Here is a 20,444-nt window from a genome sequence, read left to right on the forward strand (position 1 = left end):
GATGGCACAGGGCAAACGATCGCTGTTGTCAGCTTCCGGTCGTTGCCTTTTCTACCGACGGCTCAGGGGCGTCCTCAGGCTCTGCCAGCGCCTGCGTCTCGATCGGTTTGCGCCAGTTGCGGATAAAGGCGCTCAGCCGGTCGCCCATCTCGCCGGCACTGAGGAACACCGGGACCCGCGCCACCGGTGCGGTCGGCTCGAAGGAAAGACCGAGGCCCGTGATCCTGCCCTTGTCGTCGACGTCCCTGACGATCAGCTCGATCGAGCCGATGAGCACGCGGTCGGCATATTCGGCATGGCCGCCGAGCCGCGCCGTGACCAGCGCGCCGACGGTCTGCTTCTGCTCCGCCTCGGTCAGGCCCGGCGCATAGGCGGCCTCCAGCTCGGCGGCGGAGCGCGCCGGGTCGACGGCGAAGGCACCGAAGAAATCGGCATCCTCGGGGTCGACCACGGCACGGCTGGCGAACAGCTTGTCGAGCAGGCGCGGATAGCGGTCCGGCACGAAGATGTAGACCTGGTCGCCGGCGGCGAGCCGGCCCATGTCCTGGAAGCGCATCGAGCGGCCGTCGCGCAACACTAGCGAGGGCCGTGCCCAACGCGGAATACGCTCGCCGCGCGCCACCGGGCTGCCGGGTGCGACGCGATAGGCGAGTAGCTCGTGATGGGCGGAGCCCGGCAGTTCAAGTTCAACCTTGTCCAGCGGCCCCAACCGCGCCGGCACGATGAGGCCTAGGCGGCGGGCCAGGGGACCGACGGTCCAGCCCTGAACGACCAGGGACACCAGCACGATGATGAAGGCGGTGTTGAAGATGATGCGGCCGTTCTCCAGCCCGCCGAGCAGCGGCGTGATGGCAAGCAGGATCGACACGGCGCCGCGCAGGCCGACCCAGGAGACGAAGGCGACTTCGGGTCGCGGCAGGCGGAACGGAATCAGGCAGAGCCAGACCGCGACCGGTCTTGCGACAAACATCAGGAACAGGCCGAGCAGCACCGCCGGCACCATGATCGCCGGAAACTGCGAGGGGGTCGCGAACAGGCCGAGGATCAGGAACATGATGATCTGCGCCAGCCAGGACATGCCGTCCTGGAAGCGCTTGAGGATGGTGACGGCGCGGATGTCGGAATTGCCGGCAATGAGGCCGGCGATATAGACCGCCAGAAAGCCCGAACCGCCGATGGCGCCGGCGGCGGCGAAGACCATCAGCGACAGTGTCAACACGAAGATCGGCAGCAGGCCATGGTCGAGGTTGAGCCGGTCGACGAGACGCACGATGGCAAGGCCACCCAACACGCCGACGATGGCGCCGAGGCCCATATTGACGAGAAAGCCGAGGATCAGGCTGGTGACCAGGACGTTGGCTTCAGGGTTGGCATGGGCCGCGATGACCTCGACCAGGGTGATGGTCAGGAAGATGGCGATCGGGTCGTTGCTGCCGGATTCCACCTCAAGCGTGGAGCGCACGCGTTCGCGCAGATTGATCTCGCCCGCGCGCAGCAGGAAGAACACCGCCGCGGCGTCGGTCGAAGCGACGGCGGCGCCGAGCAGGAAGGATTCCAGCCAGCTCAAATCGAGCAGGTAGTAGGCGGCGGCGCCGAACAGGCCGGTGGTGAGAAGCACGCCGAAGGTTGCCAGCGAGAGCGCCGGGCCCGCCGCCTGCCGCAAGGCGTTGAGCGGCGTGCCGAAGCCGGAATCGAACAAGATGACGGCGAGCGCCAGTGAGCCGGCAAAATAGGCGATACGGGCATTGTCGAATTGGATGCCGAGGCCGTCGGTTCCGGAGGCGAGTCCGATGCACAGAAAGAGCAGCAGGAGGGGGGCGCCGAAGCGGAAGGCGATCAGGCTCGAAAACGCGGCGGCGACAACCAACGCCGTGCCGACCAGCGTGACGAGATAGATCGCATGCTCCATCCGTGATTTGCCCCTCGAATTCCCTGTCTTTCCGATTCAATGGAGAGTGGGGCGAAGGCATGGCCAGTGCAAGGCGGGAGGGTGGTTTTTTGGCCGAAGCCGTCGATTTTCGTCGCTGCTCCGGCAAATGAAAACGCCCGGACAAAGCCGGGCGTTTCAAGTCTCTGGAAGATGGGGCCGCGATCAGGCGATGGTCTTGCCGAAGGCGACGGCGGTGTCGCCCATGCGGTTGGAGAAGCCCCATTCATTGTCGTACCACGACAGCACCGAAACGAAGTTGCCGTCCATCACCTTGGTCTGGTCGAGCGCCATGATCGAGGATCGCGGATCGTGGTTGAAGTCGATCGACACGTTCGGGTGATGAGTGACGCCGAGAATGCCCTTCAACTTGCCGTTGGAAGCGGCGATGACCGCGTCGTTGATTTCCTGGACCGTGGTCGGGCGCTTGGCGATGAACTTGAAGTCGACGACCGAGACGTTCGGGGTCGGCACGCGGATCGAGATGCCGTCGAGCTTGCCCTTGAGATCGGGCAGCACGAGGCCGATCGCCTTGGCGGCGCCGGTCGAGGTCGGGATCTGCGACAGGGCCGCGGCGCGGGCGCGGTAGAGATCCTTGTGCATGGTGTCCAGCGTCGGCTGGTCGCCCGTGTAGGAGTGAATCGTCGTCATCATGCCCTTTTCGATGCCGACCGTCTCGTGCAGCACGGCGGCCAGCGGCGCGAGGCAGTTGGTGGTGCAGGAGGCATTCGAGATGACGATGTGGTCCTTGGTCAGCTTGTCGTGGTTGATACCATAGACGACGGTGAGGTCGGCGCCTTCGGCAGGGGCCGAGACCAGAACGCGCTTGGCGCCGGCGGTCAGGTGCGCGGCGGCCTTGTCGCGGGCGGTGAAGATGCCGGTGCATTCGAGCGCGATGTCGACGCCGAGTTCCTTCCACGGCAGCTGCGTCGGGTCCTTGATGGCGGTGACCTTGAACTTTTCCTTGCCGACCGTGATCTGGTCGCCGGACACCGACACTTCATGCGGGAAGCGGCCGTGCACGCTGTCGTAGCGCAGCAGGTGCGCGTTGGTCTCGACCGGGCCGAGGTCGTTGACGGCAACGACGTCGATGTCCTTGCGGCCGGATTCGTGGATGGCGCGCAGTATATTGCGGCCGATGCGGCCGAATCCGTTGATGGCAACTCTGACGGTCATTTTTCTCTCCCTGGGAGCTGGAGGGCAGACGATGGGTCCGCAGCTTCATAGCGGCGCAAGCGGAAAGAATCCAGCCGCAACGACGCGGATTTAAATCGATTAGGTTAGGCCAGCCCGGCGAAATCGCTTTGCGCGGTTTCGCCGGGTCATTTCTGTTTCGTGCATGTCTTTGCCCCAAGACCGCAATACGGTTTGGGCATATGCACAGGCCTTACTTGGCGTGCAGGCGGGCCTCCGCCGCCTTGGCCGCCGCCTCGGCGGTGATGCCGAAATGCGGGTAGAGCTGCTCGATCGTGCCCGAGGCGCCGAAGCCGGTCATGCCGACGAAGATGCCGTCCGAACCGATGAGATGATCCCAGCCCTGGCGGATGCCGGCCTCGATCGCCATCTTGATCGGCGCGTTGCCGATCGTCTTCTTGCGGTAGTCGTCGCTCTGCTTGTCGAACAGTTCGAAGCAAGGCACCGAGACGACCCGGGTCGGGTGGCCGTGCTTCTCAAGCAAGTCACGGGCGCCAAGAGCGATCTCGACTTCGGAGCCGGTGGCGAAGATGGTCACCGCCGCCTCGCCGCTGGCCGCGGCCAGTTCATAGGCGCCCTGGCTGCTCAGGTTCTTGGCCGAGTGCTCGGTGCGAACCGTCGGCAGGTTCTGGCGAGTCAGCGCCAGGGTCGACGGCGTCTTTTCGGATTCGAGCGCGATCTGCCAGCATTCGGCGGTTTCCACCGCGTCGGCCGGACGGAAGACATTGTGGTTGGGGATGGCGCGCAGGGCCGCCAGATGCTCGACCGGCTGGTGGGTCGGGCCGTCCTCGCCCAGACCAATGGAATCATGGGTCATGACGAAGATCGAGCGGATGCCCATCAGCGAGGAAAGCCGCATCGACGGGCGGGCATAGTCGGAGAAGCACATGAACGTGCCGCCATAGGCGATGAGGCCGCCATGCAGCGTCAGGCCGTTGATCGCGGCCGCCATGCCGTGCTCGCGGATGCCGTAGTGGACATAGCGCTGGCCATAGTCGTCCGGCGTGATATTCTTGGTCTGGCTGGTCTTGGTGTTGTTGGAGCCGGTCAGGTCGGCGGAACCGCCGATGGTTTCCGGTACGGCGCCGTTGATGACTTCCAGCGCCATCTCGGACGATTTGCGGGTGGCGACCTTCGGCTTGTCGGCCGAGAGCTTCTTCTTGTACTCGGCAATGACGGCGTCGAAGTTGGATGGCAGCTTGCCGGCGAGGCGGCGCTCGAACTCGGCCTTCAGCTTCGGCTCGGCCTTGGCGAGGCGGCCTTCCCAGTCGGTGCGCGGCTTGGCGCCGGCCTTGCCGGCCGCGCGCCATGCCTCCAGGATCTCGGCCGGGATCTCGAAGGGCGGCGACTGCCAGTTGAAGAACTTGCGCGCGCCGGCGATCTCGTCGGCGCCGAGCGGCGAGCCGTGCGCCTTGTTGGTGCCGGCCTTGGTCGGAGCGCCGAAGCCGATGGTCGTCTTGCAGGCGATCATCGTCGGCTTGTCGGAATGGCGGGCGGCCTCGATGGCGTAGGCGATCGCTTCCGGATCGGTGCCGTCGATATGGCTCGCATTCCAGCCGGAGGCCTGGAAGCGGGCGACCTGGTCGGTGTTGTCGGCGAGCGAAACCGGACCGTCGATCGAGATGTTGTTGTTGTCCCAGAAGACGATGAGCTTGTTGAGCTTCAGATGCCCGGCAAGCGCGATGGCTTCCTGGGAAACACCTTCCATCAGGCAGCCGTCGCCGGCCAGCACATAGGTGTAGTGGTCGACGAGGTCGTTGCCGAAGGCGGCGTTCATGATGCGCTCGCCAAGCGCGAAGCCGACCGAATTGGCCAGCCCCTGGCCGAGCGGGCCGGTTGTCGTCTCGATGCCGGTGGCATGGCCGTATTCGGGATGGCCGGCGGTCTTGGAGCCCAACTGGCGGAAATGCTTGATCTGGTCGATCGTCATGTCCTCGTAGCCGGTCAGGTAGAGCAGCGAATAGAGCAGCATCGAACCATGGCCGGCCGACAGGATGAAGCGGTCGCGGTCGGCCCAGTGCGGGGCCTTGGGATCGTATTTCAGGAAACGGGTGAACAGCACCGTGGCGATGTCGGCGCAGCCCATGGGCAGGCCGGGATGGCCGGAATTCGCCTTCTCAACGGCGTCCATGGAGAGAAAACGGATCGCATTGGCCATCCGGTCATGTTGTTCACGCGACGTCATGGTTCCTCCAGGGTGGGGGTTTGGGGGCTTGGGAGAGCCCTTGAAAAGGGTGCGCGACACATAGCAGGCGCGGGCTTTTAGTCAACAAATCGGGTGCACATTTGCCGGTCTTGTGATGCCGGCGGCGGGCCTACATTAGCGTTAGCGGGGGACAGTCGCGAGAGCTTTGTTGACGTTGCCTTCACCCGGTGCCTAATGTTTCCGAGATAACGCGTTCTGAACGCGAACGATTCGGTGATGGGCAGGGCACAGGACGAAGCCATGACCGGGGAAAGCACGCTCAAGGAAGTCATCGCCAGGCTGGGCAAGGCCATCGAAGGGCTGGAGAACGCCGTCGCGGCCAAGCTGGAGCACGAGCGCGACTATTCGGAAGCCGAGGCCGAAGTGCAGCGGATGAATGCCGACCGCTCGCGGCTGGCGCAGGAACTCGACAATTCCGAAGCGCGCGCCGAACGGCTGGAAGACGCCAACAAGGAAGTCTCGCGACGGCTGGTGACCGCCATGGAAACCATCCGCGCCGTGTTGGACAGATAGGAGCTGGCCCATGGCACAGGTCACGGTTTCAATCGACGGCAAGCAATACCGCATGGCCTGCGACGAGGGCCAGGAAGAGCACCTGATCGACCTTGCCGAGCGCTTCGACCGTTATGTCTCGCACCTGAAGGACTCGTTCGGCGAGATCGGCGACCAGCGGCTGACGGTCATGGCGGGCATCATGGTGATGGACGAGCTGTCGGAGCTGCAGAAACGCGTCAAGGGTATGGAAAGCGAAGTGCTGACCTTGCGCAAGACGCGCGACGAGGCGTTGACCAAGGCCGACAAGAGCGACAGCGTGCTGACCAACGCGCTCGGCGCGCTGGCGCAGCGCATGGAAGATCTGACGGCGACGCTGGCGATCAACAAGGCCTGAGTTGCCGAAGCCTCGCCCGTGCAACCGGAAGGCTCTTGCGCCGGCACCGTCGGCAGCATGAAAATGCTCATTCCGCCGCCGACAAGAGTTTCATATTATCTTGCAGTCGCGATTTTTGCGCTAAGATGCGGCTGTGCCGGAGGGCGGGCGCCTGGTGGCGGCACGGTTTGCCGCCCGCCGCGCTGAACCGGGGATCAGATCAGCTACAGGGGAATGTGCCATGAGCCTTCGTATCAACGACATCGCGCCGGACTTCACCGCCGAGACCACGCAAGGAGAGATCAAGTTCCATGACTGGATCGGCGACGGCTGGGCGATCCTGTTTAGCCATCCGAAGAACTTCACACCGGTCTGCACGACCGAGCTTGGCACGATGGCGGGGCTGGAAGGCGAGTTCAAGAAGCGCAACGTCAAGATCATCGGCATCTCCGTCGATCCGGTCGCGAGCCACGAAAAGTGGCAGGCCGACATCAAGACGGCGACCGGCCATTCGGTGCACTATCCGCTGATCGGCGACAAGGACCTCAAGGTCGCCAAGCTTTACGACATGCTTCCCGCCGGTGCCGGCGAAACCTCGGAGGGCCGCACGCCCGCCGACAACGCCACGGTGCGCTCGGTCTATGTCATCGGACCGGACAAGAAGATCAAGCTGGTGCTGACCTATCCGATGACCACGGGCCGCAACTTCGACGAGATTCTGCGCGCGGTCGATTCCATGCAGCTCACCGCCAAGCATCAGGTGGCGACGCCGGCCAACTGGAAACAGGGCGAGGACGTCATCATCACCGCCGCCGTCTCCAACGAGGATGCGATCAAGCGCTTCGGCGCCTACGAAACCATCCTGCCCTATCTCAGGAAGACCAAGCAGCCATCCGCCTGAAGCAGGCGCACCGGAACAGTTTTTGGCTTTTCCGCCCTCGCGGGCCACGTCATGCTTGACTGGTCCGCGACGGTGGACAACCATGCTCCCGTTGGGTGCCGGTGGAGAAAATTGTTCCCGCCGGCGATGGGTCGAGGGAGCCGGAAGTGGACGTAACTTTGGCCAGGCCAATGGTCAGGGGCTTCTATGACAAGCCGACCGGGGCCATCCAGTATGTCGTCACCGACCCTGCCACGAAGCGGTGTGCCGTCATCGATCCGGTCCTCGACTTCGACGAGAAATCCGGCGCGACGGGTACGAAGAGCGCGGATGCCTTGCTCGATTTCATCAGGGAAAGCGGGCTGGAGCTGGAATGGATCCTCGACACGCACCCGCATGCCGACCATTTCTCCGCAGCGCACTACCTGAAACAGAAGACCGGAGCACCGATGGCGATCGGCAACAGGATCGTCGACGTCCAGAACCTGTGGAAGGCGATCTACAACTGGCCGGATTTTCCCGCCGACGGCTCGCAGTGGGACAGGCTGTTCGCAGAGGGCCAAACCTTCCGGGTCGGAACCATGCCGGTCAAGGTGCTGTTCTCGCCGGGGCACACGCTGGCCTCGATCACCTATGTGATCGGCGATGCCGCCTTCATCCACGATACGCTGTTCATGCCCGACAGCGGCACGGCGCGGGCCGATTTTCCCGGCGGCAGTGCCGCGCGGCTGTGGCACTCGATCCAGGGCATACTGGCGCTGCCCGACGAGACGCGCGTCTTTGTCGGGCATGATTATCAGGCCGGTGGCCGCGAGCCGTTGTGGGAAAGCACGGTGGCCGCGCAGAAGGCGACCAACATCCATCTCGTTGCAGCGCGCAACGAGGCCGAGTTCGTCGCCCTGCGCGAGGCCCGCGACCGGACATTGCCGATGCCGCGGCTGATCCTGCATGCGCTGCAGGTCAACATGAATGGCGGACGGCTGCCGGAACCGGAAGCCAATGGCCGGCGGTACCTGAAGTTTCCGCTGGATGGGCTTTGAAGGCGCGGCGCCGCACGGTTAGTTCCTCCCCGTCACTATACGGGGAGAAGGTGGCGGCAGCCGGATGAGGGGCGGCGCCAACGTTTATTATGATCACGCCGCTGCTCGTGTGGTGGCAAACCCGCAATCTCGGCGCTGCCCCTCATTGTCCTGCTGGACATTCTCCCCGTATAGTGACGGGGAGAAAGGGCTGTGGGGCCGGTTTCGCCAAATCGCTGGCATCACAAAAAAGGCGGCGCCAGTTTCCTGGCGCCGCCCTTTGTTCATTGCCGAACCCGGTCTTTAAGCCGCCGGCTGGGCCTCGATGGTGCGCAGGGCCTGGGTCTGGCGCTTGGCGGCGGCCTTGACCGCATCCTGCACCTTCTCGAAGGCGCGCACCTCGATCTGGCGCACGCGCTCGCGGCTGATGTCGAACTCGGACGACAGCTCTTCCAGGGTCAGAGGCTCCTCGGCGAGGCGACGCGCCTCGAAGATGCGCCGCTCGCGGTCGTTGAGCACGGCAAGAGCGCCCGACAGCATGCCGCGCCGGTTTTCCAGCTCGTCCTGCTCGATCAGCATCTCTTCCTGGCTTTCGTGGTCGTCGACCAGCCAGTCCTGCCATTCGCCGGATTCGCCTTCCGTCGCACGGATAGGGGCGTTGAGCGAGGCGTCGCCCGACAGGCGGCGGTTCATCGACACCACTTCGGCTTCGGAAACGTTGAGCCGCGTGGCGATCTCTGCGATCTGGTCGGGCTTGAGGTCGCCGTCGTCCAGCGCCTGGATCTTGCCCTTCACCTTGCGCAGGTTGAAGAACAGGCGCTTCTGGTTGGCGGTCGTGCCCATCTTGACCAGGCTCCACGAGCGCAGGATGTATTCCTGTATCGAGGCCTTGATCCACCACATGGCGTAGGTCGCGAGGCGGAAGCCACGTTCGGGTTCGAATTTCTTGACGGCCTGCATCAGGCCGACATTGCCCTCCGAGATCACTTCGCCGATCGGCAGGCCGTAGCCGCGATAGCCCATGGCGATCTTGGCGACGAGCCTCAAATGGCTGGTGACGAGCTTGTGCGCAGCGGAAGTGTCTTCATGCTCGGCATAACGCTTGGCGAGCATGTACTCTTCCTGCGGCTGAAGCATGGGAAAGCGGCGGATTTCTTCCAGGTAGCGGCTGAGGCCGCCTTCGCCGGAAACGATACTGGGTAGTGACTGGGCCATGATAGCGCCCCCTCTCTATTGGAGTGATGCCCCCGAAACGCGGCGGGCATGTGACGCGAACACCAAAAGGCTCGCTCGCGACATCTGATCTTATACAGGAACAAAACCAGAAAAGACAGACATTTGTTCAACACGAAACAGTGTGTCACGTTGAAGTGAACAATGCCAGTCAGGTTTTTTGATGGCTGGTTTCGAGCTCGTTGATGGCAGGTTCAGAGATTACGAAAGCCGCCGACGAGTTCCTCCATGTCCCTCGGTATCGGCGCCTCGAACCTCATCGGTAGATGGGTATCCGGATGGCGAAATGCAAGGAGCCAGGCGTGCAAAGCTTGCCGGGAAAATGCCTTGACCTGACTTTTCAGGGGTTCCGGCAGGCGATTGGCCTTGGTGCGGTAGGCCTGGCCATAGTCAGGATCGCCGATCACCGGGTGGCCGATATGGGCCATATGGACGCGGATCTGGTGGGTGCGGCCCGTCTCCAGCCGGCATTCGACCAGGCTGGCGGTCGCGAACGCCTGTTGGTTCTCGCCGAAACGCTCCTGAACGGCGAAATGGGTGACGGCATGGCGAGCGTCGTCGCGGCCTTCCGGCACCACGGCGCGGCGCACCCGGTCGGCGGCGCGGCCGAGCGGTGCGTCGACTGTTCCGGTCGGCCTTTGCGGGATGCCCCAGACCAGGGCCAGGTAGGCGCGTTCGAGATCGCCGGTCCGGCCATGGTCGGCGAAGGCCTCTGACAGGGCCTTGTGGGCGCGGTCGGTCTTGGCCACCACCATGACGCCGCTGGTCTCCTTGTCGAGACGATGGACGATGCCTGGCCGGCGCACCCCGCCAATGCCGGAAAGGCTGTCGCCGCAATGATGGATCAGCGCGTTGACCAGCGTGCCGGTCCAGTTGCCGGCGCCGGGATGCACGACCAGCCCCGCCGGCTTGTTGATGACGATCAGCGCGTCGTCTTCATAGAGTACGTCGAGGGCGATGTCCTCGCCCTGTGGCGCGGCCGGCTCCGGCTCCGGCATCGCGACCGATACACGTTCGCCTGGTGTCATCTTGCGCTTGGTCTCGTCGACCGGCTTGCCGTCGACCCTGACCGCGCCTTGCCGGATCAGCATCTGCACGCGGCTGCGCGACATATCAGGGCCAAGGCTGGCCGCCAGCCATTGGTCGAGCCGCTGGCCGGCCGCATCTTCGCCCGCTATCAGCGCGGTGGGTGCTGCCTCTGTCAATTGGTCCCCTATCAATTCGGGGGCCTCTTCGTTATGAGCGCTCATCGAAAAACCGTTCCGGAATGTTTTGCCATGGCCCGGCCCGCTGCCGAAGAAGATCAGGAAAAGCCGCTCGATCCCGAGGTCGAAAAGATGCGTGGCAAGCTCGTCCGCTTCATGGCCATCAATCTCGGCCTGCTGTTGCTGGCTCTTATGGTGGTGATCGCGGCGATTGTCTACAAAGCGCGCAAAGCATCTCCCGAGAACCCGCCATCGGTCGGCGATATCCAGGTGCCCGCCGGCGAGCCGTTGAGCGGCGACATCGTGCTGCCGGTCGGCGCCAAGGTGGTGAGCCAGTCGCTGTCCGGCAATCGCATCTCGATCGATGCCGAACTTGCCGACGGCGGCCGCACGATCTTCGTCTATGACATTGGCGAGCGTCGCCTGATCGGCCGTTTCGCTGTTCGCAGCAGATGACAGGCCGCAACCACGAGCAGGCCCAAGCATGAAGGATTTTGCCGAACATCGCCGTGTCGCGACCGTGGCGCTGGTCGTCGCCGATTATGACGAGGCGATCGCCTGGTATGTCGGGCGGCTGGGTTTCCTGCTCACCGAGGATGTCGATCTCGGCGGCGGCAAGCGCTGGGTGACGGTGGCGCCGGCCAACGGGCAAGGCGCCAGGCTGCTGCTGGCCGAGGCGTCCGACGAGGCGCAAAGGCAAAGCATCGGCAACCAGACCGGCGGCCGGGTCTTCCTGTTCCTCGAAACCGATGACTTTGCACGTGACCATGCGACGATGCTGGAGAAGGGGATCGAATTCCGCGAAGCGCCGCGTTTCGAACCCTATGGCACGGTCGCTGTTTTCGCCGATCTCCACGGCAATCTCTGGGACTTGATCGAGCCGAGACGGTAGGTCTGCCGCCGGTTTTCCCTCGATGCGGTAAAGCCGCCGAACCCCAGTTGCTTTTTCCCGGCCGTCAGCCTATATCGCCGGTTCTTGAGCGCGCCCATCGTCTAGCGGTCAGGACACCGCCCTCTCACGGCGGGAACAGGGGTTCGATTCCCCTTGGGCGTACCAACGATTTCCATTGCCGTTGCAGTAGAAGTCATAAACGAACTGCCTCGTTGGCTCGCCACATCAGGGCATAGTTCTGTCCGCAAAATTGATACCGCGCCACGCCGTACACTGTAGGTGGGCGGTAATATCGGCCGCAGTAGCCGTTGACTGCGAAGCGCACTTTTCTCCCATCGCTGGCCGCTCTACGGGCGCCAACAGCTGAAAGTGTGCACATGTGCTTTCGCCCCGCCGAGAAAAGCCGTGGCCGTCACCGAACAGGTTTCCCCAAATGTTCAACTCCCCGAGTTGCCGGGGAGTGGGCCATCCGCCGGGTCCGCTTCTATGGGGGCTCGACTAGCGTTTTCTCGCCACCACCAAGAAATTTTGGGCAAAGCGCTCCGGGATACCGGCTCTCCTGCTTATCGTCTCAATGGGCCCGACCAACATTTCGCAAAGCCTTGGTAGCAGCCATCCGGGCCGCGGCAAGTACCCGTAACCAATGACCTGTTCGACGGCGAAGCCATTGGAAACGAGCATCTGGCGATATGCCTGGACGCTCAGCGTATTGCGCACGACGCGTCCCTGACATCGGTTTAGAAAGCGATAGACCAGCCCCATTGGCGAGGATGCGTTCATGTGGATGTTGGAAACCAGCAACCCGCCCTCGTTCAAATGCTCATGAATAGCCAAAAGTGCGTCTTTCCTAAGAGTGTCTTCAGCGTTCAAGAAGAATCGAAAAGCCGTAACCACGTCGAATCTTCTGGGGAGCGGGGAGACCGTCAGATCGGCTTTCACCAGCGTCACTGTCTCCGGAACCCGCGCGCAAGCAAGCATGGATTGGGACACATCGACCCCAACCACCACGCCAAACAGTGGGCCTGCGACATTTGTAACGCGGCCTGTGCCGCACGCGAAGTCAAGACAGCTGCGGTCCGGCCCGGCAAGTGACTTGAGAATGCTTTCGACGAGAGGTCGTTCGATACGCGACCACAACGCAGCATAGTAGCCGGAACAGAACGTTCTCAAGTAACTGTCGCCGTAGTCAGCGTTCTGATGGCTTGATCGGTAATCGCTATAAGCGCCCCGCTCGGATGGCCGCTCGCCCAACACGTAAACATCGGAACCATCCATCGCGACAATCTCCTTTCTCGGCCCGCGAATAAAGGTCACTCTTCACAATCGATCTTCATGCTTTCACACGACGCAGACCTTACAAATGCGTAAGGAATGAAGGGGTCGTCAGGGGGGCGCTCCTCAAGGATGTGAGGCCGGCAGCCACAGAGAATGGATCAAGCCGGCAACTTGAACGTCACAGAAGCCTTGGGTTGGTGTGCGGCAGCCTGGTACCACGAGCGCGCCGGCTACGCGCAGATAGGCGGCGAGCTATATCCCGCGGAAAGTGGAATTGCCGCACAGTTCATGGCTGCCGATGATGTCCTAAGACTCTTGGATTACACAAGTTATTTTGAACTCACCAATCAGCCGCTCCAGGACAATCGGTCTGCCAGACGCAAGCTGCGCTATAAGCCGAAAGGGCGACGCGCTTTCTGTGCAGCTCCTCAATCTGACCGTTTTCATTGATCAAGCCGCTTTGCGCGAGCACGTCGAGCGCCGGCTATTTTCAAAGGAACATCCAGACGTCAGCGACGTTTGCGCGGATGGCTCTCGTTACCGGGTTCGCATCTGCGGTGGTGGTTCTGTTTGTCGTCCTGCTGCTCACGCACGCAGCCCGAGACCTGCAAAGCTCGCCAATCTATCACAGGATGTGTCGCCGACTGCGCCGAGCCTTTAGCGCTTCTTCGGCTTCGGAGTGATTTTCTCCACCCGAACCTGGTCGCCAACCTCCTTGGCCATATCGAACGCCTTCTGCTTGTCCTTGGTGGTCAGCACGGTCCGCCAGTGCGGCTTCTCGAATACGCTGACGATGTAGGTCGTGACCGGATTGCCGGCCATCTCTGCCCCTGGCGGTTGAAAGCCCGCGCCTCGTGGGAGAACGCGGGCCGATCAGGGCTTTTCAGCCGATCTTCAGCAGGGGAGCCCGCCCTGCCGCAGATGGAAACTGTTAGCGATCTCTAATGTTCAGTCAAGCTTGCGCATCACCGGGCTCTCACTAAAACGTGACCACCTGCTTATATGAGCATCATCTAAATGAATGCGCTGTCGCCAATTCGGCGTCAGGAGAGAGAGGAGACAATCCATGAACTTCAAAACTGTCTGCTTAGGCGCCTTGGCTGCTACCGTGATTGCCGGCTCGGCGTTGGCCGGTATCCTCGACGAGCCAAAGATGATGGCCCCCTTCTTCACTGATAAGACCATGAAGACCATGAAGGCGGATGCCGACATGAAGAAGGTCTGGGCAAAGATGTCGAAGAAGCATCAGACTGCCATGATGAAGGAATGCCAGGACGCGGCGATGAGCAAACCGCATGCTGAGTTCTGCGCCAAGTTGAACGCGCTGGCCGGCAAGGCCTGAGCATCTAGGGCACTGATGGGTGTGGCGAGCCGCGAGGATCGCCATTCCCATCTATTCGGGCATGCCAGGGTCGTAATGCATCTCGTAGATTTTCTTCGTGGGGTTCTCCGTTATTCCCTCAAGTGCCGTCAGTTTTGCCGGCGGTGTCAACCCGGTGGCAGCCATTACCAACTCTGCCAACAGCCAGAAGCCGCTTGGGATGAAAACCAGCACTACTATCGAACTGCGTTCGGATTTCTCTTTCATTTGGCCGTGAAGAACGTCAGCAGAACTTTACCTTTGTCGCCCAGCAAACAGACAAAACGGTCTGGTGTGCCGGTTTTCCCGTTTCGAGCGATATAGGCTTCGCCCAGCACAACCATCTTGACGGGAACGTCCTCAACGCTGGTGTCGGCCTTGCTCATCGCGACACTCTCCATGTCGATCACGAGGTCGCTGATGTCTTTGGACTTTTCCTGAAGCGCCAACAGTCCGGTGGATTTGCACGCTGTGATTGACGGGTCGTCGGTCGTTTGAGCAAGGCAGCCTCCCGTCAGCGCTCCCAGGATAACCGACGACGCAATCATTTTTCTAATCAACATCGGTCCTCCAACGAACAAGCCGTAGGCGCCGGCCTAGAGGCAAAGACGCGCCGAGAGGAAAGCCCTGATCTCGATATTCGTTCCTCCGCGCTGCATAAATGCTGTCTTATGTAGCGCGCACCGACTTTGCGCACGAGGCCGGCAGCCACAGAGAATGGATCAAGCCGGCAACTTGAACGTCACAGAAGCCTTGGGTGGGTGTGCGGCAACCTTGTACCACGAGCGCGCCGGCTATGCGCAGATAGGCGGCGAGCTATATCCCGCGGCTCAATGCAAAGCAAAGGGCTGGTACGACGGCCAGGCCAATTGCCATGGCTACGACAACGACAACACCAAGTCTCTCGGTTCGTCTGACGAGGTCCGCCATCTTATCATCTTCCGACGAAAGGAGGTCCAAGGCCGAGGAGGTATCAGGAGCGGGGGAATTGTTGTCATTCGCGGCCTGACTTCCGCCGTGATGGACAATCGTTCTCTCGACAAAACTCACCGGTTGCCCCGCTTCCAAAAATCTCACGACAGTCACCACTAGGCCACATCCACAACAGGGATTTGCGCGCTCCACCGAGGGGCAACGCAGGTGCGATCCTAACGTGCTTGCCAGGCTCCGGTTGCGGCGCAGGACTTCAGTCGGGTGACTTCCTGGACCTTAGCCTCACAGCGGAACGCATGTGTGCGGGGGCCGTTACTCAGCCGTTGTAAATGGAAAATTGGAGAGGAAAGTCATGGCGGACGGCCCAACTGTTGTAAACTCTGGAGGCGGCGGCACCGCCGTCGCCATTGTTCTCGGAATCATCGCAATTGTTGTCTTGTTGTTCTTCACAGGCGTTATCAATATCCACGGCGGCAATGGGCAGGACATCAACGTAAAGGTTGAAGCGCCCAAGGTTGAGGCTCCGGCGAAGCCAGCAGCACCTGCACCGGCGGCACCAGCTCCGGCACCGCCTGCCAACGGCGGTTAACGCACGGGCTTGTTGTTGAAACCGATTACGCTCGGCGAAATTCTTCGGGAGCTCGGTCCCCTCGATCGAGCTGACAATTAAGAGCCCGTCACTGCCTCCGTGGTGGTGGGCTTTTCGTTCCAGATGCACCGTTGGTGCGTGCGACCGCGCTGGCTGACAATCCCGGCGATCCGAACTGCGAGTGCATCGAGCCCGCCGCTGTAAATACTCGTCAAGACCTGTTCCGCAGCTTCAGCTCTTTGCGCAGTGCAACCGATCAGGTCTCCGCCGCCCAATGTTGCTGGCTTGTTGCGGACGCAGTCCCACACGCCCCATGATCCGTCAGCCTCGATATGGCAATAAAATCTATGCTGGTGATTTTCCATATAGCCCAACCGTTTAACCTGGGTTTTGGGTCCGCGCTATCCATGACAGTGGTTAATGGACCAGCGGCTGTGGCTTCCAAGAAGCCGGAACTGACCAGGCCTGAGAAACTGTAGAGCGTTGTGGCTCAGGTGGCGTGTCCGCCGCCGATCGACACTGAGCCCACATAATCGCCGTGGGCTGGAATCGAGGCCCGCTGGCTCCGGCTGACGCGCCTTTCTCGTTTTGTCGCCATCTTCCGAACTCGAGATCGTTGCTTCTTCTGCAGGCCGACGGCTTATGACGTGACGCCTCGTGCCAGAATACCTGGCCAAGTCGCGCTGATCCACTTTCTGTCCGCAGTAGGGGCACGGGTAGATACGACTGTTTATGGCATCGAGCCACTCACCTTGCGCGACGAAGGCACAAGGATGATGATGACGGCCGCAGGGCTTCCTCGTTCGTATCGATTGAACGGGAGCCCGCGCCGACCTCCAGGGCCCGCCAACTATATGTTGCCTCCATGATCGACCCTTCCAAGCGCCAGGACGGCCATCCCGACGAGACCATCGAACCGGCTTTTCAGGCCATCGAGGCACGCAGGGTTCCCTTGCCCGGCGGCTACCGACAAGGTGTGATCTCCGCGATCACCGTATTGCTCGGATTTTCGCTCCTCTTCCTGCGGTACTGGAATTTCGAAGCCGATGGCGGATGGACGATTGCCTCGATCCTGGCGACGGTCCTTCTCGCGCTGGCCATCGTTCTGCAACTCGTCGCATTGTGGCGTTCGCTGCTGCCACGCGACGACGACGAGCCGGTCTATCGGGTCACGCTGCGCTGGTTCCTTGCCTCGATCATCGCTCTTCTTGCGGGCGTGCTGCTGGCCGGGCTGACCGCCTCGCACGTCTTCAATCTTTGATCGAGGCGGTTCCGGCTGCGCGCCATCCGCTCCTGCGCCCCGAGCTCGTCCCTGGCCGCCTGCATGGGAAAGGCCCGCCGACCGGGAGTCAGGCGGGCCTTGGAGTAGTCGCAAAGGGACTGGCTTCGGACTGCTCGGTGATCCGTAGGATCACCTTCAATATGGTCCTCGGGATGAGTTGGCGCATCGGCCGAATAGATGAAAGAAGCAGCCCTATCCAAATTTCGTGGCGATCCTGCGCTGAGAATAGAGGCGAAGAATAGAAAGGGGCGGACGGCACCCGGACACGCATCCGCGCGGACCTCGTTTGGCCAGTGGATTGGCAAATTTCGGAGGGTCCGAAGGCTCAAAGCCTCCAATCCACCCAATTTAAGTCAGGCTGCGGCGCTTGAAGGCGCAGCAATCTCTGTTACTTGCGGTGCCGGGGGTAGCATCCGCGGCAGTGCGGATTTTGGGTCGGGTAGAGTTGGAATGGCGTCACTGAAGATGATTTGCCCGCATTGCCACGGCGGCGGCAAGGTTTTCGATTGCTCCCGATGGAGCGTATCGAAAGGGCATTGCTGCCCGCAAGGGACGCATCAGACCAGTTGCCCAGGAAAGACCCTTATCTGCACCGAGTGTGGCGGTGTGGGGATGCTTGCGGAAGCCGAGCTCAGGGCCGTCGCCTAGTCGTTGCTTCGGCCGCCACGATGCGGACGGCTTTCGCGTCGCGATCGTGCCGCCATCCCTTGAAGAGATTCCGCAGGCTTTCGCGGCCCAGAGCGACTTCGCCCTTCGTGCAACGATAGGACGTGCCGCTTCTGGCGCCGCGTCACCGATTGCATTAGCATCACCTCATGGATTTCGAGGCACGGCTGAAGCGCTGCGCGGAATGCAGGGTGCCAGGCAGATCCTGACGGGCAATCGATGCCGCGGGGAGAAGGCCAATGCAGAAACTGCAATCGCAGGGCGTTCACCACATCACGCTGGTCGGCGCAGGGCGCCAGACCTCGATCGATTTCTGGGAAGGCGTGCTCGGCATGCCGTTCATCTTCGAGCAGCCCAACCTCGACAAGGCCAGCGAAAGCCATCTCTATTTCGATCCCGGCGACGGCCGGCTCATCACCGTCTTCACCGATGAGAGCCGCACGCCGGTCAAGCGCCGCACGCCGACCGATCCGGGCTGCGTGCATCATATCGCGTTCGCGGTGTCGCGCGTCACCTTCCTGCAGGCGGTCGCCAGGCTCGACGAGCGCGGCATCAAGCACAGCGGCGTCAAGGATCGAGGCTTCATGGATTCGATCTACTTCGAGGATCCGCTCGGCCTGCTGATCGAACTCGCTTCCTACCGCTTCGAGCCGCCGGCGGGTTTCACCCATGCCGAGGTGCTGATGCAGGCACACAGGCTGCGCGTCGCGCGTGGCGACTACAACATCGCCGAAGTGCATCTTGCCGACGCGATCCAGGCGCTTGTCGAAAGCTCCCGCGCGACCTTGTCGGACGCCCGGACGCCGAAGAATCCATACTGACGGCCAACAAAACAGAGGGAGGACAACAATGGCAAAGACAAAGACAGTGACCAAGAGCGTGAAGAAACCGGCTGCCAAGGTAAAGCCGAAAGCCGCCGCCAAGCCTGCCGCACAAGCAGTCGCGAAGCCGGCGGTGAAGGCAGCGGCAAAGGCCGCGCCGAAAGCGGCGGCAAAACCGGCAGCCAAGAAGCCGGTGCCGAAGACCGCGAAGGCCAAGGCGGCGAAAAAGCCGGCGCTGAAGCTCAGCATGCTGAAGCCGAGCGTCAACAACATGACGGTGCGGGTATTTGCGCGCGCGGCAGGGTTCGATGCCGCCGAGACGGACGCCTGGGGTCACACGCGCTCGCCCGAATACATGGCCCGCAATCCGGCGCACCTGACGCCGATGATCGAGGACAAGGGGCTGCCCAGAGGCGTGCTTTGGGAAAGCTGCGCCATCATGCAGTATCTGGCAAACAAGTATGGGCTGGAGAAATTCTATCCCAAGGCGCCGGCCAGGCGGGCGATGATCGACAGCGCCATGTTCTACCTGATCGGCACACTCTACCCCTATGTGGCGCGCGCCACATATCCGGCGCTGGGGTTCCCGCAATATGCCGGCGAGGTCGGCCACAGCGATGCCCATCCCGACAGGAAGTCCGAGGCGCAGAAGGCCGCAATGGCGGCGATCGCCGAGCCGCTGGAGGTTTTCCATAGCTTCTTCAGGGACGGCAAGCCGTTCATCGGCGGCCAGAACCCGTCGATCGCCGACATCCGGCTGGCGGCGACGCTAGAGTTCCTGGCGGTCGTCGACTACGCGCTGCCGCAATGGGCCACCGAATATATGGCGGCAATCGAGAAGAAGCTCGGCAAGGCCTACGCCGAGCCGGCCGGCGACGTGCGTGGCTACATCGCCTATGTGAGATCGCAGGCGAAGGCCTGACGTTAACGATTCGTTAACCAAAGCCCTATCTACTGTCAGGAATTCGCCGCGCGACCACGGATGTACTGGCGCAATATCGGTGAAAGGAAAGGTCGGCTCCGTGCCGGCCTTTTTGCTTTTCCGAGCCCATGCCTGGACATCGCGCGACGGTAATCAGACAAGCCGGGAGCATAAACTTTTCGCGTCGGGATATTGTCATCGTCGACGTTGGCTCTAACATCCCCCTTAGCGAATCCGGCCTGGAATGCCGGCCTGGAGTGAGATGAGGGTTTGCGATGAAATGCATCGCGGCAATGCTGATGATCGCCGGTGGGATGCTCGCCGGGACGCTTCTCCCATCGCGGGCCACGACGCTCAACACAATGGATGATGTCGGGGCCGCGATCCAAGCGTGCTGGACGCCGCCGGCGGACGCGGGGAATTCCATCGTCACCCTGAGCTTCAGCTTCAAGCGCGACGGCTCGCTGATCGGTCCGCCACGGCCGACCGCCGCGAAGGTCGCCGGCGATGACAGGGCGCGGAAGGCGTTTATCGAAGCGGCTATTGCCGCCGTCAAGAATTGCACGCCTCTGACTTTTTCACCGGCTTTGGCGCAGGGCATTGGCGGCAACGTCTTCACGTTGCAGCTGACTTCTCCGAAGTAATAGCAGTTCCCGCCGACCTCAGCGGGAAGTGAGAGGTAGCGGGAAATGGCGCACCTGGATTCGTAACCCTCGTCAGTGCCGAGGAAATGCTTCAAAAATCAGATCGACTATCAGGGCTTCACCCCGCCACTCAGGTTCTTCCAAACCAACGGCTCAGTGGCTCAGGCGCCGTACCTTGGCATGCCGGGCCAAATCTGGTGTTTCGAAGACGTAGTCGCTCCAGGCCGATTCCGGAATTTGTCCAGCCAGATAGCATTCCAGCAACAGATTTTGCTCGGGATTGAGCGGTCGCGGCGCGCGCTCGTGATCCAGCCCGAGCGAATGGAAAAGGTTCCTTGTCAGTTCCGATACCGTGAAGTGGATCGACATCCGCGTTCTCCTTTGGCCATCAACGCCGCAGTCAGGCAAAGGTTTCAGCCCCATGCACCGGTAACGCCGGATTGATCGTTCGCCGGCAGGTCACGACAGCCGCCGGTCTGGTCGCATTGTCTTCCGGTTCGTCTCAATCTTGAAATAAAAAAGTAATAC

24 protein-coding genes and 1 tRNA gene are annotated in these 20,444 nt (G+C 61.9%); 15 read left to right on the top strand and 10 right to left on the bottom strand.

Annotation, left to right across the window (positions count from 1 at the left end; genetic code table 11):
- Positions 1-28: 28 nt before the first annotated feature.
- The 3 genes from EB815_RS07640 to tkt all read right to left on the bottom strand — a co-directional run bounded on the left by EB815_RS07640 (position 29) and on the right by tkt (position 5,306).
- Complete coding sequence (locus tag EB815_RS07640) at positions 29-1,909, bottom strand: potassium/proton antiporter (protein ID WP_056575720.1); 1,881 nt, start codon at positions 1,907-1,909, stop codon at positions 29-31.
- A 183-nt stretch (positions 1,910-2,092) separates the two neighbouring features.
- Positions 2,093-3,103, bottom strand: coding sequence for a type I glyceraldehyde-3-phosphate dehydrogenase (gene gap, locus EB815_RS07645; RefSeq protein WP_065005509.1), 1,011 nt, complete (start codon positions 3,101-3,103; stop codon positions 2,093-2,095).
- A 211-nt stretch (positions 3,104-3,314) separates the two neighbouring features.
- Entirely contained in the window at positions 3,315-5,306 is a 1,992-nt protein-coding gene (tkt, locus tag EB815_RS07650) for a transketolase (protein WP_065005510.1), read from the bottom strand.
- Between the two features lie 261 nt (positions 5,307-5,567).
- On the opposite strand from tkt, the gene EB815_RS07655 reads away from it, so the two are divergent.
- The 4 genes from EB815_RS07655 (at position 5,568) to EB815_RS07670 (ending at position 8,115) form a co-directional block, all read left to right on the top strand.
- The gene (locus EB815_RS07655; RefSeq protein ID WP_056576508.1) at positions 5,568-5,840 is read left to right on the top strand and encodes a DUF4164 domain-containing protein; all 273 of its coding nucleotides are present in this window, start codon (positions 5,568-5,570) and stop codon (positions 5,838-5,840) included.
- Between the two features lie 10 nt (positions 5,841-5,850).
- Positions 5,851-6,216, top strand: a complete 366-nt coding sequence (locus EB815_RS07660) for a cell division protein ZapA (protein WP_056575728.1) — start codon at positions 5,851-5,853, stop codon at positions 6,214-6,216.
- 220 nt (positions 6,217-6,436) lie between these two features.
- A complete protein-coding gene (locus EB815_RS07665; RefSeq protein WP_065005511.1) occupies positions 6,437-7,096 on the top strand; it encodes a peroxiredoxin in 660 nt (219 codons plus the stop codon).
- 170 nt (positions 7,097-7,266) lie between these two features.
- Positions 7,267-8,115 (top strand): MBL fold metallo-hydrolase, encoded by an 849-nt coding sequence (locus tag EB815_RS07670; protein WP_065005512.1) that lies wholly within the window; start codon positions 7,267-7,269, stop codon positions 8,113-8,115.
- 282 nt (positions 8,116-8,397) lie between these two features.
- On the opposite strand, the gene rpoH is transcribed toward EB815_RS07670, so the two are convergent.
- Positions 8,398-9,309, bottom strand: coding sequence for an RNA polymerase sigma factor RpoH (gene rpoH, locus EB815_RS07675; protein ID WP_065005513.1), 912 nt, complete (start codon positions 9,307-9,309; stop codon positions 8,398-8,400).
- Positions 9,310-9,521: 212 nt separating this feature from the next.
- The gene (locus EB815_RS07680; RefSeq protein WP_065005514.1) at positions 9,522-10,577 is read right to left on the bottom strand and encodes an RluA family pseudouridine synthase; all 1,056 of its coding nucleotides are present in this window, start codon (positions 10,575-10,577) and stop codon (positions 9,522-9,524) included.
- A gap of 27 nt (positions 10,578-10,604) precedes the next feature.
- On the opposite strand from EB815_RS07680, the gene EB815_RS07685 reads away from it, so the two are divergent.
- From EB815_RS07685 to EB815_RS07695, 3 genes are all read left to right on the top strand, one after another.
- A complete protein-coding gene (locus tag EB815_RS07685; RefSeq protein WP_065005515.1) occupies positions 10,605-10,988 on the top strand; it encodes a fimbrial protein in 384 nt (127 codons plus the stop codon).
- A 28-nt stretch (positions 10,989-11,016) separates the two neighbouring features.
- Positions 11,017-11,424 (top strand): VOC family protein, encoded by a 408-nt coding sequence (locus EB815_RS07690; protein ID WP_065005516.1) that lies wholly within the window; start codon positions 11,017-11,019, stop codon positions 11,422-11,424.
- 90 nt (positions 11,425-11,514) lie between these two features.
- Positions 11,515-11,589: transfer RNA gene (locus EB815_RS07695), tRNA-Glu, on the top strand.
- A gap of 333 nt (positions 11,590-11,922) precedes the next feature.
- On the opposite strand, the gene EB815_RS07700 is transcribed toward EB815_RS07695, so the two are convergent.
- Positions 11,923-12,699, bottom strand: a complete 777-nt coding sequence (locus EB815_RS07700) for a class I SAM-dependent DNA methyltransferase (protein ID WP_056576514.1) — start codon at positions 12,697-12,699, stop codon at positions 11,923-11,925.
- 153 nt (positions 12,700-12,852) lie between these two features.
- Here EB815_RS07700 and EB815_RS07705 point away from each other — a divergent pair, with 153 nt between their 5' ends.
- Complete coding sequence (locus EB815_RS07705) at positions 12,853-13,149, top strand: hypothetical protein (RefSeq protein WP_155772504.1); 297 nt, start codon at positions 12,853-12,855, stop codon at positions 13,147-13,149.
- Positions 13,150-13,356: 207 nt separating this feature from the next.
- Here the strand turns inward: EB815_RS07705 and EB815_RS07710 are convergent, their stop codons facing one another.
- Complete coding sequence (locus EB815_RS07710) at positions 13,357-13,521, bottom strand: hypothetical protein (protein ID WP_171883277.1); 165 nt, start codon at positions 13,519-13,521, stop codon at positions 13,357-13,359.
- A gap of 244 nt (positions 13,522-13,765) precedes the next feature.
- Between EB815_RS07710 and EB815_RS07715 the strand changes: the two genes are divergently transcribed.
- Positions 13,766-14,041, top strand: coding sequence for a hypothetical protein (locus EB815_RS07715; protein ID WP_056575745.1), 276 nt, complete (start codon positions 13,766-13,768; stop codon positions 14,039-14,041).
- Between the two features lie 51 nt (positions 14,042-14,092).
- On the opposite strand, the gene EB815_RS07720 is transcribed toward EB815_RS07715, so the two are convergent.
- Both EB815_RS07720 and EB815_RS07725 read right to left on the bottom strand, forming a co-directional pair.
- Positions 14,093-14,287: a hypothetical protein gene (locus EB815_RS07720; RefSeq protein ID WP_056575748.1), complete on the bottom strand. Its 195-nt coding sequence runs from the start codon at positions 14,285-14,287 to the stop codon at positions 14,093-14,095.
- A complete protein-coding gene (locus tag EB815_RS07725; RefSeq protein ID WP_155772505.1) occupies positions 14,284-14,622 on the bottom strand; it encodes a hypothetical protein in 339 nt (112 codons plus the stop codon). Before EB815_RS07725 ends, EB815_RS07720 begins: the two co-directional genes overlap by 4 nt.
- Positions 14,623-14,776: 154 nt before the next feature.
- On the opposite strand from EB815_RS07725, the gene EB815_RS07730 reads away from it, so the two are divergent.
- The 6 genes from EB815_RS07730 (at position 14,777) to EB815_RS07755 (ending at position 19,916) form a co-directional block, all read left to right on the top strand.
- Positions 14,777-15,151 carry a hypothetical protein gene (locus tag EB815_RS07730; protein WP_056575751.1) on the top strand — a complete coding sequence of 125 codons (375 nt, stop codon included), beginning with the start codon at positions 14,777-14,779 and terminating at the stop codon, positions 15,149-15,151.
- Between the two features lie 193 nt (positions 15,152-15,344).
- Complete coding sequence (locus tag EB815_RS07735; protein WP_081295021.1) at positions 15,345-15,581, top strand: hypothetical protein; 237 nt, start codon at positions 15,345-15,347, stop codon at positions 15,579-15,581.
- Positions 15,582-16,446: 865 nt separating this feature from the next.
- Positions 16,447-16,842 (top strand): hypothetical protein, encoded by a 396-nt coding sequence (locus EB815_RS07740; RefSeq protein WP_196772387.1) that lies wholly within the window; start codon positions 16,447-16,449, stop codon positions 16,840-16,842.
- A 926-nt stretch (positions 16,843-17,768) separates the two neighbouring features.
- Positions 17,769-18,350 (top strand): VOC family protein, encoded by a 582-nt coding sequence (locus EB815_RS07745; RefSeq protein WP_056575756.1) that lies wholly within the window; start codon positions 17,769-17,771, stop codon positions 18,348-18,350.
- A gap of 28 nt (positions 18,351-18,378) precedes the next feature.
- Positions 18,379-19,272: a glutathione S-transferase family protein gene (locus tag EB815_RS07750; RefSeq protein ID WP_056575759.1), complete on the top strand. Its 894-nt coding sequence runs from the start codon at positions 18,379-18,381 to the stop codon at positions 19,270-19,272.
- A gap of 275 nt (positions 19,273-19,547) precedes the next feature.
- The gene (locus EB815_RS07755) at positions 19,548-19,916 is read left to right on the top strand and encodes a hypothetical protein (protein ID WP_056575761.1); all 369 of its coding nucleotides are present in this window, start codon (positions 19,548-19,550) and stop codon (positions 19,914-19,916) included.
- A gap of 153 nt (positions 19,917-20,069) precedes the next feature.
- On the opposite strand, the gene EB815_RS07760 is transcribed toward EB815_RS07755, so the two are convergent.
- On the bottom strand, positions 20,070-20,285 hold the full coding sequence (locus EB815_RS07760; RefSeq protein WP_056575764.1) for a hypothetical protein: 216 nt from the start codon (positions 20,283-20,285) through the stop codon (positions 20,070-20,072).
- Positions 20,286-20,444 lie beyond the last annotated feature (159 nt).

Source organism: Mesorhizobium loti (assembly GCF_013170705.1).
GTDB classification, from domain to species: Bacteria; Pseudomonadota; Alphaproteobacteria; order Rhizobiales; family Rhizobiaceae; genus Mesorhizobium; species Mesorhizobium loti_D.